Origin of the sequence: Bacillus kexueae (assembly GCF_022809095.1) — a bacterium.
Lineage (GTDB): Bacteria > Bacillota > Bacilli > Bacillales > Aeribacillaceae > Bacillus_BZ > Bacillus_BZ kexueae.
The window spans coordinates 75,484-87,821 of record NZ_JALAZE010000007.1 but is presented as its reverse complement, the minus strand read 5'-3'; the positions used below and the strand labels follow the sequence as shown (position 1 = coordinate 87,821).

14 protein-coding genes are annotated in these 12,338 nt (G+C 38.1%); 8 read left to right on the top strand and 6 right to left on the bottom strand.

Translation table 11 applies throughout. The annotated features are described in order from the left end of the window. Positions 1–97: 97 nt before the first annotated feature. Positions 98–1,645: a Na+/H+ antiporter NhaC family protein gene (locus ML543_RS12490; protein WP_243387752.1), complete on the top strand. Its 1,548-nt coding sequence runs from the start codon at positions 98–100 to the stop codon at positions 1,643–1,645. 521 nt (positions 1,646–2,166) lie between these two features. Here the strand turns inward: ML543_RS12490 and ML543_RS12485 are convergent. Next, complete coding sequence (locus ML543_RS12485; RefSeq protein ID WP_243387751.1) at positions 2,167–2,784, bottom strand: sterol desaturase family protein; 618 nt, start codon at positions 2,782–2,784, stop codon at positions 2,167–2,169. A gap of 333 nt (positions 2,785–3,117) precedes the next feature. Between ML543_RS12485 and ML543_RS12480 the strand changes: the two genes are divergently transcribed. Then, positions 3,118–4,614 (top strand): sodium-dependent transporter, encoded by a 1,497-nt coding sequence (locus ML543_RS12480; protein WP_243387750.1) that lies wholly within the window; start codon positions 3,118–3,120, stop codon positions 4,612–4,614. Then, entirely contained in the window at positions 4,614–4,721 is a 108-nt protein-coding gene (locus ML543_RS12475) for a methionine/alanine import family NSS transporter small subunit (protein ID WP_243387749.1), read from the top strand. The genes ML543_RS12480 and ML543_RS12475 overlap by 1 nt, the downstream gene beginning before the upstream one ends. A 434-nt stretch (positions 4,722–5,155) precedes the next feature. Here the strand turns inward: ML543_RS12475 and ML543_RS12470 are convergent, their stop codons facing one another. Further along, the gene (locus tag ML543_RS12470; RefSeq protein ID WP_419095382.1) at positions 5,156–6,145 is read right to left on the bottom strand and encodes a M23 family metallopeptidase; all 990 of its coding nucleotides are present in this window, start codon (positions 6,143–6,145) and stop codon (positions 5,156–5,158) included. Between the two features lie 213 nt (positions 6,146–6,358). Between ML543_RS12470 and lipA the strand changes: the two genes are divergently transcribed. Further along, positions 6,359–7,255 (top strand): lipoyl synthase, encoded by an 897-nt coding sequence (lipA, locus tag ML543_RS12465; RefSeq protein ID WP_243387747.1) that lies wholly within the window; start codon positions 6,359–6,361, stop codon positions 7,253–7,255. Between the two features lie 55 nt (positions 7,256–7,310). On the opposite strand, the gene ML543_RS12460 is transcribed toward lipA, so the two are convergent. Then, entirely contained in the window at positions 7,311–7,961 is a 651-nt protein-coding gene (locus ML543_RS12460) for a YhcN/YlaJ family sporulation lipoprotein (RefSeq protein ID WP_243387745.1), read from the bottom strand. Positions 7,962–8,082: 121 nt separating this feature from the next. Between ML543_RS12460 and ML543_RS12455 the strand changes: the two genes are divergently transcribed. After that, positions 8,083–8,355, top strand: coding sequence for a YutD family protein (locus ML543_RS12455; RefSeq protein WP_243387743.1), 273 nt, complete (start codon positions 8,083–8,085; stop codon positions 8,353–8,355). Positions 8,356–8,406: 51 nt separating this feature from the next. On the opposite strand, the gene ML543_RS12450 is transcribed toward ML543_RS12455, so the two are convergent. Continuing rightward, a complete protein-coding gene (locus ML543_RS12450; protein WP_243387741.1) occupies positions 8,407–8,688 on the bottom strand; it encodes a cytosolic protein in 282 nt (93 codons plus the stop codon). 88 nt (positions 8,689–8,776) lie between these two features. Beyond that, positions 8,777–9,043 carry a DUF3055 domain-containing protein gene (locus ML543_RS12445; protein WP_243387739.1) on the bottom strand — a complete coding sequence of 89 codons (267 nt, stop codon included), beginning with the start codon at positions 9,041–9,043 and terminating at the stop codon, positions 8,777–8,779. A 166-nt stretch (positions 9,044–9,209) separates the two neighbouring features. On the opposite strand from ML543_RS12445, the gene ML543_RS12440 reads away from it, so the two are divergent. Together ML543_RS12440 and ML543_RS12435 are read left to right on the top strand one after the other, a co-directional pair. Then, complete coding sequence (locus ML543_RS12440; RefSeq protein ID WP_243387738.1) at positions 9,210–9,644, top strand: DUF86 domain-containing protein; 435 nt, start codon at positions 9,210–9,212, stop codon at positions 9,642–9,644. A gap of 13 nt (positions 9,645–9,657) precedes the next feature. After that, the gene (locus tag ML543_RS12435) at positions 9,658–10,425 is read left to right on the top strand and encodes a TIGR01457 family HAD-type hydrolase (protein ID WP_243387737.1); all 768 of its coding nucleotides are present in this window, start codon (positions 9,658–9,660) and stop codon (positions 10,423–10,425) included. 191 nt (positions 10,426–10,616) lie between these two features. On the opposite strand, the gene ML543_RS12430 is transcribed toward ML543_RS12435, so the two are convergent. Continuing rightward, entirely contained in the window at positions 10,617–11,111 is a 495-nt protein-coding gene (locus tag ML543_RS12430) for a phosphatidylglycerophosphatase A family protein (RefSeq protein ID WP_243387736.1), read from the bottom strand. Positions 11,112–11,315: 204 nt separating this feature from the next. Between ML543_RS12430 and yutH the strand changes: the two genes are divergently transcribed. Next, complete coding sequence (gene yutH / locus ML543_RS12425) at positions 11,316–12,314, top strand: spore coat putative kinase YutH (protein WP_243387735.1); 999 nt, start codon at positions 11,316–11,318, stop codon at positions 12,312–12,314. Positions 12,315–12,338: the final 24 nt, after the last annotated feature.

Sequence of the window (12,338 nt, the reverse complement as noted above, 5' to 3'; positions counted from 1 at the left end):
TCTGTCATTACTCGCTTTTATTTTTTCCTCTTTCTACTGTTATTTTCTCTCTCGTAAGAAGCCCTCCAACGAACAAAATTGGAGGAGGCTTTCATAGATGATTGGTACAATTTTTTCTATTATCCCACCTATTATTGCCATTCTAATGGTTCTGTTAACGAGGAGAGTGTTACTTTCACTTGGAGTCGGAATCATTTCAGCGGCACTCATTATTAACGAATTCTCTTTAGGGGAATCATTCATGACGATTTTCAGAGCGGTTCAAGGAGTTTTCTGGTCAGATGGAGAGGTTAACACTTGGAATGTTTATATTTTACTATTTTTATTGATTTTAGGTGTTATTACTGCACTTATCTCAATTTCTGGCGGAAGCCGTGCTTTTGGTGAGTGGGCGAAAAAGCGTGTAAAAACTCGCGTCGGTGCACAATTAACGGCAGCACTACTTGGAATTATTATTTTTATCGATGATTATTTTAATGCCTTAGCGGTTGGACAAGTAACAAGACCTATTACAGATCGTCAAAAAGTATCTCGTGCTAAATTAGCCTACATTATTGACTCAACATCAGCACCAGTGTGTGTTGTGTCACCAATATCAAGTTGGGGTGCATACATTATTGCGATTATCGGGTCCATTCTTGTGGCACATGAAGTAACAGAATATACTGCGCTGTCTGCGTTCGTATCAATGATTCCAATGAACTTCTACGTATTTAGCGCGTTAATTCTAGTATTTGCTGTTGCTTACTTCAACATTAATATTGGTAGCATGAAGCTACATGAAACACGTGCGGAAACAACGGGTGAAGTTGTAGATCCGAATAAAGAACCGATTGGTGAAGTCAAAGAAGATTTACCAGTTAGTGATAAAGGAACAGTAGGGAACCTTTTATGGCCGATTATTGCTTTAATTGTTGGAACAGTTGGCGCGATGATTTGGACAGGTTTACAAGCGGTCGAAGGGGAAGTAACGATTTTTGCAATCTTTGAGAATACAGATGTTTCCATGTCTTTATTGTATGGGGGAATTTTCGGATTAGTCATAACCCTGATCATCTACTTGTCTAAAGGTATTCAAACAAGCTACTTACCGAAGGGCTTTATCGAAGGAATGAAGTCTATGCTACCAGCTATTTACATTCTGATTTTTGCATGGACTATTGTAGACTTAATTGGCCAATTAGAAACTGGAACGTATTTAGCTGGAATTGTTGAACAGACGGATTTAAATGTATCATACTTACCAGCCATTTTATTCGTACTTTCTGCTTTCATGGCGTTTGCAACGGGTACTTCTTGGGGAACATTCGGAATTATGCTTCCAATCGCTGGAGATTTAACAGCAGCTACTGACATTACGTTAATGCTCCCAGCGTTAGCAGCTGTACTAGGCGGTTCAGTATTAGGTGATCATTGCTCGCCCATTTCAGATACAACCATTCTTTCATCTACAGGTGCAGGAAGCCACCACATTGATCACGTATTAACCCAGTTACCTTACGCGATTATTGGTGGAATCGTTGCAACAATTAGCTTTTTAGTTTTAGGGTTCACAGGAAGCGTTGCTCTTGGATTTATCACAATGCTTATTGTAATGGCGATTGCATTATTTGTTTTAATTCGCCTACGTCCCCGTGCAGTTTAAATGAGAATAGAACTTTCAAAATCATTGATGAAAAGGAGCTGAATGGATTTCAGCTCCTTTTGTTATTGTTACAGAAAGTTTAAGTTATTCTCTTTCCAGTATTTTTGGTGTCTAGCTCCAAAGCGCCATCAGCTCGGGTCGTTTCGGCCCTGCTGTGGCGACGGAAGCTTCCTCCAGGGTCCTCCAGCGCCCTTCGCCTAAGGACTTGCGCTTTGCGCTTTTTCTGTGAAAATAAAAATTACCTATGAGCTGAATGAGCAATCATGATAGGTAGATGGTAGAAAGGAAAACCCGGGGAGAATAAATTTTCATGTCCGGGGTGTGAGTGTAAAATCATGTATGTTTCTTATAGGATCTTTTCTAAAGTCTGTATTCGTATTATTTGGTCATAAAATGAAGTAACACTTCAAGCGTAAGACGGCAACTTTTTGCAGAAGATATAGTTGAACCCCAACAGTACGAAATCTAATTTAAGTGATCGCGTTTATGACAAGGTAAAGGCTAGCGCGGTACATAATCCTTTAAGGCCCCTTTTTTGAAGAAGCTAATTGTTTAGCTGTTTTACTCACTTCAACCTCTTTTTCTTCTTTATCAGTATGAAAAACGATATCCATGACATGTGTGGATACCCCAAACCAATAGTTTTCATTTTTAAAATGGTGTAGTAAGTGACGCTTTTTCAACTTTCGACCAAATAACGTTACCGGTTTGATAGAACGATGGGCGACAAAATGTTTCCATTCATAAATTAGAAGCATAAAAATTAAACCGAATGAAAAGTATAATGTCATATTGAATGATTTAGTAATTAGAAAACAAAAACTACTTAACAAACACAAATTAGGAATGCTATACCATAGCGGTAAAAAAAGAAGTTTTAAGTCGGATGGTTTTTCATGATGTGCATAATGCAATCGATGAAGGAGTTTAAACAAGAAAACATTTTTAGGCGGCTTTAAATGAAAAAGAAACCGATGTGTCCCATATTCGCTTATGATAAAAATCACCATTCCAATTACGATAAAGAGGAGGTGCTCCCACTGAAAATTCACCCATACATATAAAAAATTTACGAACAGGATTATCAATAATATTTGTATATCTTTATAAAAGAAAAACGTAGATAATTCTTTTTTCAACGATACTCCTCCTTCACGTATACTTCCTTCAATATGAATATATTCAGCTGTAGCGTGAAATCTGTCAATTTCGTGCTTTGTATAATTACTTTCTTTTGAAAATAATTTCCTTATAGGGCATGAAGTGAAAAAGAAGGGTTTTAGGAAAAAATTCCCTTAAAAAGGGATAAAAAATTATCATTTTAGAATACTATTGCTATAAAAAATAGTTTTGACATGGGCCAATTGTCCATATATACTTATAACTAGAAATACTAAATAATCTGAAAATAACAAAAGTTCCGATTCTTCCGTTAATATGGATGTTTTTGGAAGTTTAAAGGAGGTCAATTTATGGATAACCGTCCACAATGGGGAACAAGAGCAGGATTTATTTTGGCTGCTGTTGGTTCAGCAGTTGGTTTAGGGAACATTTGGAGATTCCCTGCAACCGCCTATGAAAATGGTGGAGGAGCTTTCTTTTTACCGTACTTATTTGCTTTATTAACAGCTGGTATTCCGATTTTAATTTTAGAGTTTACGATTGGACATAAGTATCGTGGTTCAGCTCCAATGTCGTATTCTAGATTGAATCGAGGGACTGAATGGATTGGTTGGTGGCAAGTAGCTATTTCATTTGTTATTTCCACGTATTACGCCGTGATCATTGCTTGGGCGATGGCTTATGCGGTATTTAGCTTTAATCTAAATTGGGGAGAAGATACAGGAGGATTCTTATTCGGAAATTACTTGAATCTAGCCGAGTCTCCAGGACAAGTTGGAAGTCTAGTACCAAGTGTATTTATTCCATTAGTTATTGTATGGCTTGTAACACTAGGGGTATTAGTAGCAGGAGTTAAAAAAGGAATTGAAGTGGCGAATAAAATCTTTATTCCTGCACTTGTTGTGATGTTCTTAATTATTGTTATTCGCGCTTTAACATTAGAAGGAGCTTTAGCAGGTTTAGATACGTTCTTCAAACCTGATTGGAGTCAAATTGCTAACGGTAAAGTTTGGGTAGCGGCATATGGTCAAATTTTCTTTAGTTTATCTATTGCTTTTGCCATTATGATTACGTACTCTAGTTATTTACCGAAAAAATCTGATATTACGAACAATGCGTTTATTACAGGTTTCAGTAACTCGGCCTTTGAAGTATTAGCAGGTATCGGTGTATTTAGTGCGTTAGGGTTTATGGCGGCGCAACAAGGAGTACCAGTTGAAGAGGTTGTATCTGCAGGTGTTGGGTTAGCATTCGTAGTTTTCCCACAAATCATTAATGAACTTCCGGCATTAAATGGTTTATTCGGATTCTTATTCTTTACATGTTTAGTCTTTGCTGGATTATCTTCTTTGATTTCAATTGTGGAAACTTTCGTAGCTGGTATTCAAGAGAAGTTTAATGTATCTCGTACAAAGTCTGTGTTAATTGGTGGAGGAATTTCCTCACTGATTTCCATCTTATTTGCTACACAAGGTGGATTATACTTCTTAGACGCTGCGGACCACTTTATTAACCAATTTGGTATCGCTTTAGCTGGATTAGTTGAAGTGGTTGTTATTGCATGGGTGCTTCGTGAAGTGAAAAACCTACAGCAACATGCGAACGGTGTATCCGATATTCAATTAGGTGCTTGGTGGGGAATTTGTTTATCCATTATTACACCGCTAGTGTTAGGATATATGATGTTCGATAATTTACGTACGGAATTATCCGAACCGTATGGTGGATATCCAACAGGTTTCTTAATTAGCTATGGTTGGTTAGTAGCGGCCGGCGCAATTATCGTTGGTATTCTGTTCTCCCTTAAGAAAAACGCAAATGCATCGGCAAATAAGGAGGTATCCTAATGAGCACAAGTGCTATTGTGATGATGATTGTTGGGATTGGAGTCATTTGGGGAGGCTTAGCAGCAAGCGTTGTGCATGCTGTGAAAAAAGCTCGTGAAGCGAAGTGAATAAAATAGAAAGCAGCTTGCTTGCGCAGGCTGCTTTTTTTGTTGTTACAGAAAGTTTAAGTTCAATAAAGTGTTAAAGTATTCTCTTTACAGTTTTTTGGTGTCTAGCTCCAAGCGCCATCAGCTATGGTCGCTTCGGCCCTGCTGTGGCGACGGAAGCCTCCTCGCAGGTCCTCCAGCGCCCTTCGGCGATAGGCGGCGCTTTGCGCTTTTCTTATATGAGCGGATTTTCTGCCTGTATAGTTCGTAACGGCTGATAATGGTGCATTGAGGATAGAGGGTAGATGAAGGCATTTACGTGTTATTGAATTGGTTTTGGCTAATGTAGCATGCTTAGTAGCGTTGTTTTAACCAAACAGCATCTGTATCGAAAGCAGACTGTGAACCGTAAAAAAACAACATCCTCAATCTGGAGGATGTTGCTTTTATCTGCATTACTTTTTCTTTTGACGTTCTTGTCTTTCCCATAATCGAAGGTGTGGATATGGATCAAATGACCATTCAGTTCGACCGTTATCTTTATACATCCCGTAGTGAAGATGAGGTGGGAATTTTCCAGAAGTTCCAGGTGGACCATAACCAGAGCTTCCGACAGAACCAATTAATTGACCAGGTTCAACGATTTGTCCAACGTGCAATCCTTCTGCAAACCCATTTAAATGAGCGAAATAGTGATACGTATTGTTAATATCTCGAATGCCGATTCTCCACCCACCATAACGGTTCCAACCCTTCATTTCAATAATTCCATATCCTGTTGCTCGCACTGGGACCCCGTAGCTGGCGAATATATCGGTTCCTTCGTGAATTCTTCTTCCCCCCCATCCTCTAGCATCTCCCCATGTGCTTCGATAACTATAGTTTGCATGAAGGGGTACAGGAAACGCGTGATTTTGCAAATCGATTCTTCCGAAGTGTTTAAATAGCTTCATGTGCCCAGTTATTATTCCTACGGATTTATCTCGGTGATAATAGTTCCAGAGGGCAATCTTAATGTTTTCCATATCATTCCCATACGATTGTATGAATTGTGCAATAGTGTAGAGTTTGTCTTCATCGTTTTCTTGATCAGCTAGCCCATCTCCGTTTCCGTCTTTTCCAATACCCCCAAACAACTCTATGCTGATAGGGTTTTGATCGTGAATGTTTGGGTTAGCAGCACCCGACCACTTTTCAGGTGGGACATATATTCCAATTACTCCTTCTTCACGAGGAATATCTCTTCGTGCACGACGAACGTTACGTTCGTATTGATCAATGGCTGCGAATACATACCACGGTATTTGAGAAACGGCCTCTACTTTTTTATATAAACTTAATCGCTCTTTCATTAGCTTCTCTTCATCCGTTATTTTTGTTGTTGCATGGATGGATGAAGCAAAACAGGTAAACAGTAAGATAAAAGCTATAATGAATTTGGTCACAATTTGTTTTTCTCCTTTCCGATTAGGTCATATCATTAGTTTGGTGTAAGGAGTCCGTATCATTAATAGAAAATGTTAGAAATTTAGCAAAATCCTTTTCCTTGTCCATTGCTCTGCATTATGTTAAATTGACTATAGCTATGTAAATTTCAAGCCTAACGAAAAGGATCGTTTTTGAAAACGTTCACTAATTACATACTGGAGTGATCACCTATGGCAAAAAAAGAAGAATATCTACGCAAGCCTGAGTGGCTTAAAATAAAGCTGAATACGAACGAGAATTATACCGGCCTAAAAAAATTAATGCGTGAAAATAAACTTCACACCGTTTGTGAAGAAGCCAAATGCCCGAATATTCATGAATGCTGGGCGGTAAGACGTACAGCAACGTTCATGATTTTAGGTGGTGTTTGTACGCGTGCGTGTCGTTTCTGTGCCGTTAAAACAGGGCTCCCAACGGAGTTAGATTGGCAAGAACCAGAACGCGTGGCAGAGTCTGTTCGAATTATGAATCTTAAACATGCGGTGATTACAGCGGTTGCACGTGATGATTTAAAAGACGGGGGAGCAGCTGTTTTCGCAGAAACCGTTCGTGCGGTTCGTAAGAAGAACCCATTTACGACGATCGAGGTTCTACCTTCTGATATGGGTGGCGTTTACGAAAACTTGAAAACGTTAATGGATGCTCGTCCGGATATTTTAAACCATAACATTGAAACAGTGCGTCGCTTAACACCAAGAGTTCGTGCTCGTGCAACGTATGAGCGTTCATTAGAATTTTTACGTCGTGCAAAAGAGATGCAACCAGATATACCGACAAAATCAAGCTTAATGATTGGTTTAGGTGAGACGAAGGAAGAAATCATTGAAGCAATGGATGATTTACGTGCAAACGATGTCGACATTATGACAATTGGGCAGTACTTACAGCCGACGAAGAAACACTTAAAAGTACAAAAATATTATCATCCAGATGAGTTTGCTGAACTTCGCGAAATTGCGCTAACTAAGGGATTCAGTCATGTTGAAGCTGGTCCTCTTGTCCGTTCATCGTATCACGCGGATGAACAAGTTAATGAAGCCGCGAAACAACGCCAAGCGAAAGCGTAGAAAACAAAACCGGGCAGCTTTTAGAGGCCCGGTTTTTTCTATCCTTTGTGGCTATTTATCGATCTTTCATATCTTTATCCAATTGCTCACTCATTTCGCCGTATCCTTCCCCATTGGCGTTTTCACCTGAGTTTAAAGGACGGCCCTGTGGCGACTTCAGCATTTCTTTAATGACCGTGTCTAGACTACGGTCTGCTCTTAATGCATTAGCATCCATTCGGCTATAAGATTCAAGTTGCTTCATCATGGATGGGTTATCTGTCACATAAACGTGGAAGTATCTTGGTACAACTGAAATCGCTGTCTTCTTTACTTGGTCTGCTGTCTCAAATCGATTTTTTGAATCGGTCGTGTATCCAACTAAAACTTCGTCATCGGTTACAAGTGTGGCGACATCATTAACATTTGGTAATTGAACTGATAGCGTGCTAATAATATCAGCAATCTGTTCACGGTTAATTTCTGGTGTGCGTGTCGAGAGGTTTTCATCACCAGGAATAGGACTCTTTTGATGTCGGACATATCCATAATGGTTATTCGGATTGTCCATACCATTTGCAATGCCATCTTCGTTGTATAACTCACTTCGGTCAGTAACATTGATGGTATTTCTATTTTCTTTATATAATCCATCATCTTGTGCCGTATACTGACACCCTGCGAGTAAGCATGCTCCCACAATAAATGAAATAGACTGTTTCCTCATGAGTCGTTTCCACCTCCTACATTTAGATTCACCAATAAGTGAAAAATGTTGAGAGGCAATTGATGGGGAAATTACATTTGTATATTATTAAATTAGAGATTAGAGAAGGTGAGGTAAGCGTATGATTACCATTCAGAATCAGCAATACGAATTAGTAAAGGAATTTAAAGATGGGTTTGATGAAGAGGCTTTTAAAGCTCGCTACAGCGACATATTGAATAAATACGATTTTATCGTTGGAGATTGGGGATATAATCAATTGCGATTACGAGGCTTTTTTGATGATCAAAATCAAAAAGCCACCTATGACACGAAAATAAGCACCTTAGAGGAATATTTATATGAATATTGTAATTATGGCTGTGCTTACTTTGTGCTAAAGAAAATCAAATGATAAAGAAAAGGTGCCAGAAACCTGTCTGGCAGGTATTCTGAACACCAAATATTACTGATATGGAGGTTGGTCGTCTTTTTTAGGGTCATCATGAATTGGATGACTTCCTGGGTCTTGACGCTGTAAATTTTGATGCAACGATTTATTTTCGTGGTTAAAAGCACTATAATATCGTTGACCTTCCTCCCATGGGGTTGTTTTATTTTCAACTGGCTTATTGCGGTTCCTAGGGGATCCGTAAGGTCCTTCAGGTAAATCCTCTGGGCCTACATAATTGTGCATTGTTTCAACATTCGAAAAGTCGGTGTATTGTTCTCTTTTTTCTTCTCCCATGCATTTCATCCTCTCACATTTTCTGTTTCTGTGTATCTTTCCACAGGAACGTTTCCGTATGCAGAATGAGGATGAACAATATTATCCATTACACAATTTCCATCAAAAATTCCTTCAGTTCTTCGGCCTCTTCCTCATTTAGTTGAAAAGCATGTTCGATATACCCCGGTTCTTTTAAGTCGTCCGAGCCAATGATGGCGAACAAGTTACTTTGTAAATTGAGGACAAGATGTTTTCCGTAGTAGCGGTCAGACTGAATAATGGCTAAGTCAAATCGTTGGCTTTCACCCATAAAGCTAACAAAGCGCGTTTTTGTATCCACCGTATCATCATATAAATAAAAACGTTCAGACATAGCACGATCCTCCTTTTAATCCTTTACTACATGGATTGTACCATAAATTGAGTTCATTGCCTTTTACATGATAGCACTTCTGTCCTTTTGCGATTGAAATAATGATAGCGAGTTATGCTAAAATAATGAAAGAGGGTTTTTACTTACTTTGAAGGGGGATCTCAAAATGTATTTCGTTGACCGGGAGAAAATCGAACAAACATTGCAATACTTAGAAGAATTAGTACAACTATTTGAAAGCCACTCTTTCGAAACGAAACTTGAGAAAATGGCATTGGAACGTATTGTTCAGATGATTATTGAATCAATTTTAGATGTAGGAAATTTAATGATAGATGGATTTATTATGCGAGATCCTGGAAGTTTTGAGGATATTATCGACATTTTAGAAGATGAGACGGTAATCGGTAAGGATGATGCAATAGCTTTGAAAGCAGTCATTCAATATCGAAAAATGCTCGTTCAACACTATTTGCAAGTGAATCATGTAGAAATGGGGCAAGAAGTTAAGAAACATCTAGGGGCTATAACTCGCTATCCACAACAAGTTCGTTCCTACTTAGAAAATGAGCTAGGTCCTGTATCAGCATTTAGACGTTAAGGAAGTGTCCATTTTGAAACAGTATAAAGGCTATTTAATCGATTTAGATGGGACAATGTACCGTGGAAAAGAGAAAATTGAAGAAGCAGGTGCATTTATCCAAAAATTAAAAGAGAAGCAGATACCATATTTATTTGTAACCAATAATTCTTCTCAAACACCTGTTCAAGTAGCGAAAAAATTAAATGAATTTCATATTCCTGCCTCCCAGCCACAAGTGTTTACTACGAGTTTAGCGACGGCAGAATATATTTATCAACGAAAGTCAGATGCATCTATTTACATGATCGGAGAAGAAGGGTTAAGAAGTGCGCTTAGTGATAAAGGGTTTGAGTTTGTTGATGAAAATCCAGATTACGTCGTTGTGGGAATTGATCGCGACATTACATATGAGAAGTTAGCAAAAGCTTGTTTAGCCGTTCGAAATGGAGCAACTTTTATATCGACAAATGGAGATATTGCGATACCTACGGAAAGAGGTTTATTGCCTGGTAATGGCTCATTAACATCAGTCATTTCTGTATCGACACAAGTGAGCCCTATCTTTATTGGAAAACCAGAGTCAATTATTATGGAACAAGCGTTAAAAGTGCTTGAAACGACAAAGGAAGAAACGATTATGGTAGGAGATAATTATGATACCGATATTTTAGCAGGTATTCGTGCAGGGATGGATACACTACTGGTTCATACAGGTGTCACGAAGAAGGAACACCTAAAGAAAAAAGATACACTTCCTACCTATACAATTGATTCTTTGGCTGAATGGTACATATATTGAAGGCAGTATTCGTGTACACATTTTTTGACAACCGTTTTTAGATTGACTATTTAGTATAACGCTCAAGACACTTGAATCCGCACGAAGGAAGTCCAGCTTTCTGCAAGAATGTTGTGTTTTAATTAGTACTAAAAAAACAACAATCATCTTACGCAAAAAGCGCACTAGAAACAGTGCGCTTTTGGTCTCATTTATTCAACATTTGCTGCACGGTGAGCCAGGCGACTTGAAGCAGCAGCTGCAATTGCCCCTACTATATCATCTAAGAATGTATGACATTTACCAGTGCTTTTATCATTTAAATTTTTAAGAATTCCAGGTTTTTGTTTATCGATAAAACCGTAATTCGTAAATCCGATTGAGCCGTATATATTGACAATCGAGAAAGCTAATATTTCATCGACACCATATAACCCTTCATCAGAATGTAGGATTGATTGTAGTGGCTCATCTAATTTATTCTGTTCTGCCAAAATATCAAGTTGAATACCGGTTAAAATGGCATTCTGTACTTCACGCTTTGCAATGACGCGATCAACATTTTCAACACATTCTTCAATGGTTAAGTTTGGATGATACTTTTTTTGTAAGTAATACACTAAATCAGCAATATCTTGTAAAGAAACCCCTCTCTCCTCGAGCCATTTTCGGGCTTTCGATTCCACTTGATCCATTTTTTTCTTCATCTTCTTCACCCAATCTTTTTTATTATTTTATACGCAAATTCGATATTACATGTGTGGAATTTTTAGAATTTTCTATTAATTTTACTATATTTTGCTCATTCTATAAATAGTTTTACCCGTTCTTTTTACAAGTCAATCGTTAGATTCGAAAAACCAACATATATATTATGGAGACTATTCGATTTTGAGAGGAGGAGGACGAGAGTGAAAAAGGTTATAGAGGAACAATACCAACTTTCCGTACTTCAAGTATTTAAACATGGACCGTTTGACGCTTTTCGAACGAGAAGAAGCATTTGTATCATTGTACCAGTGTCTCAATTTGAAGAAGATGAACTGACGGAAATGCATGAAATGTCCATCCATTTATTAAGAGAAAAGGAACGGAATATCGCGATGTTTCGGCAAACAAAGGATGGACATTTACGTTTTGAGTATGAAAATGGTTATTATACGATTTTTCAAATTCCGTTTTATAATCCCGATCAACGAGAAACGATTACTGGAAGAAGTTTAGCTATGTTTCATCAGCGAGGTCGAACGTTTTCGTATCCAGTTACAAGAGCGAATCGAATTGGAAAATGGAAAGAGCTCTGGGAAAAAAGGTTGGATCAATTAGAGATGTTTTGGCGTGGAAAAACATATACAAAGCCATTAGATTCTTTTGATCAACATTTTATTGAGTCGTTTCCCTATTTTGTTGGTTTATGTGAAAATGCCATTCAATATTTGGTTGATACAGAACTAGATGGTGATCCTTATCCAGTTGATTCTGCCACGATATGTCATAATCGTTTTCACCAAAATTTGTATGATGAGTCTCGTTGCAAACTCCCGACTGAGTGGGTGTACGATCATGCTTCCCGTGATATTGCTGAATATATTCGCCATGGCTTCTTCTCAGAAGATCGAAGTATAGATGGAGTTTTCTTAGAGGAATATGACCGCACGACCCCGTTATCGCCATTTTTTTGGCGACTATTGTACAGTCGACTATTATTTCCTGTTCATTATTTTGAGTGCATCGAAAATTATTACTTATCCCAAAGTGAGGATCAGAAATTAGCTTATGAAGAGAAACTTCAGTCCATATTAAGAAAAACAGATGATTATGAACAATTGCTTCTTACGTATTCATCAGGTCTTTTTATGAGGTCTCGAAAGGTCAAGATTCCAACAATCCAATGGCTCACAAAATTTTGACTATTTCTGATATGATGTAAGAGA

Excerpts from the sequence above, each read along its gene's own strand:
- ML543_RS12490 (WP_243387752.1), top strand. The coding sequence starts at position 98 with ATGATTGGTACAATTTTTTCTATTATCCCACCTATTATTGCCATTCTA.
- ML543_RS12480 (WP_243387750.1), top strand. The coding sequence starts at position 3,118 with ATGGATAACCGTCCACAATGGGGAACAAGAGCAGGATTTATTTTGGCT.
- ML543_RS12475 (WP_243387749.1), top strand. The coding sequence starts at position 4,614 with ATGAGCACAAGTGCTATTGTGATGATGATTGTTGGGATTGGAGTCATT.
- lipA (WP_243387747.1), top strand. The coding sequence starts at position 6,359 with ATGGCAAAAAAAGAAGAATATCTACGCAAGCCTGAGTGGCTTAAAATA.
- ML543_RS12460 (WP_243387745.1), bottom strand. The coding sequence starts at position 7,961 with ATGAGGAAACAGTCTATTTCATTTATTGTGGGAGCATGCTTACTCGCA.
- ML543_RS12455 (WP_243387743.1), top strand. The coding sequence starts at position 8,083 with ATGATTACCATTCAGAATCAGCAATACGAATTAGTAAAGGAATTTAAA.
- ML543_RS12450 (WP_243387741.1), bottom strand. The coding sequence starts at position 8,688 with ATGGGAGAAGAAAAAAGAGAACAATACACCGACTTTTCGAATGTTGAA.
- ML543_RS12445 (WP_243387739.1), bottom strand. The coding sequence starts at position 9,043 with ATGTCTGAACGTTTTTATTTATATGATGATACGGTGGATACAAAAACG.
- ML543_RS12440 (WP_243387738.1), top strand. The coding sequence starts at position 9,210 with ATGTATTTCGTTGACCGGGAGAAAATCGAACAAACATTGCAATACTTA.
- ML543_RS12430 (WP_243387736.1), bottom strand. The coding sequence starts at position 11,111 with ATGAAGAAAAAAATGGATCAAGTGGAATCGAAAGCCCGAAAATGGCTC.